This is a genomic window from Nocardia sp. 852002-51101_SCH5132738 (assembly GCF_001665695.1).
In the GTDB taxonomy this organism is placed as follows: Bacteria; Actinomycetota; Actinomycetes; order Mycobacteriales; family Mycobacteriaceae; genus Nocardia; species Nocardia nova.
In genome coordinates, this window is the sequence record NZ_LZML01000147.1 from 1 (window position 1) to 1,186 (window position 1,186).

Below are 1,186 nucleotides of genomic sequence, written 5' to 3' on the forward strand. Positions count from 1 at the left end.
ACCATCATCGCCGCGGCCATGCTCGACCGGCTCCTACATCGCTCGGTGGTCCTCAAACTCGACGGCGATTCCTACCGCCTGCGAGACCACCATGCCCGATCAGAAAACCACCGCACGGCCTCCGGAACCATCCGCCGGCCGCTACAGTAGAACCGCCTCACGGGTGGGGAATTTCGATGAGCACCACTGGGGAAGTTTCTTGAGCCTCGTCAGCTGACTGCGCTCACCGAATCTCCCCAGCCGGGCTCATCGAAATGCCCCACCCGTGAGCGGTCCTGATTATAGGGGTTCGCGGTTTCCGGTCGTGGCCCGGCGGAGGTTGTCGGCGGTGGCTTGGTGGTCGCGTAGCCGGTAGGAGTCGCCGTCGAGGTTGATCACCATCGACCGGTGCAGGAGTCTGTCCAATAATGCTGCGGCGATGATGGTGTCGCCGAGGACTTCGCCCCATTCGGAGACGCTGCGGTTAGTGGTGATCACGATCGATGTCTTCAAGTACCGTTGCGCGACAACCTGAAACAGTGCTGATGCCGCCTCTGCAGGTAACGGCAGGTATCCCAGTTCGTCGATCGCCAGGAGCGTTGGTCCGGCGTAGAAACGCATGCAGGTGGCCCACCGGCCTTCGATCGCAGCTTTGTGGCAGCGGGCCGCCAAATCGGCGGCGGTGGTGACATAGGTGCGGTAGCCGGCGTGCACCGCAGCCCGGGCTAGACCCAAGGCCGCTCAGTTTGGTGTGCTGCCGGGTTGTCAACCGGGTAGCACGCGCACGCTGATGTGGGTTTGGTAGATGGTCCGGTCGATCACCCCCTTGGCGCGGTGTTTGGAGATTGCCCGTTTGACCACGCGAAGGCTGCTGCGGGGCCGGCGATGTGGGAGCAGGTCAGCGCGCACGGCCCGCCCGATCACACCGACGATATCGACAGTCGCGCCGGTGATGACCCGGCCGCATGGACGAGCTGGTCGCGGGCGGTCTGCAAAGCGACGGTGAAACTGCCCCGGTCCGCGACCATGCCCGGTGTGGCCAGCGCGGTATCGGCGATCGCGGTCCGCAACGCCTGGTAGGTGATCAGCAACGCGTAGACCTCCTGCGCGACATCGTCGGCAGTACGCGCCGAGGGTGTCACGAGAACCGTGTAAGTCCGAAGCTAGTTCGGTACTAAATCTATTCTAGCACAATGGAATTCGGTTC

The 1,186-nt window shown here is 63.4% G+C and carries 2 protein-coding genes and 1 pseudogene; 1 reads left to right on the forward strand and 2 read right to left on the reverse strand.

Going from position 1 to position 1,186, the window contains the following annotated elements:
• Nucleotides 1-150: ATP-binding protein (locus tag A5789_RS37990; protein ID WP_231956625.1), on the forward strand; the 150-nt coding region annotated here is incomplete at its 5' end.
• A 129-nt stretch (nt 151-279) separates the two neighbouring features.
• On the opposite strand, the pseudogene A5789_RS21765 reads toward A5789_RS37990, so the two are convergent.
• A pseudogene (locus A5789_RS21765) lies at nt 280-717 on the reverse strand (ATP-binding protein); the annotation flags it as partial.
• Nucleotides 718-899: 182 nt separating this feature from the next.
• Entirely contained in the window at nt 900-1,121 is a 222-nt protein-coding gene (locus tag A5789_RS36765; protein ID WP_064903081.1) for a hypothetical protein, read from the reverse strand.
• Between the last annotated feature and the right edge of the window lie 65 nt (nt 1,122-1,186).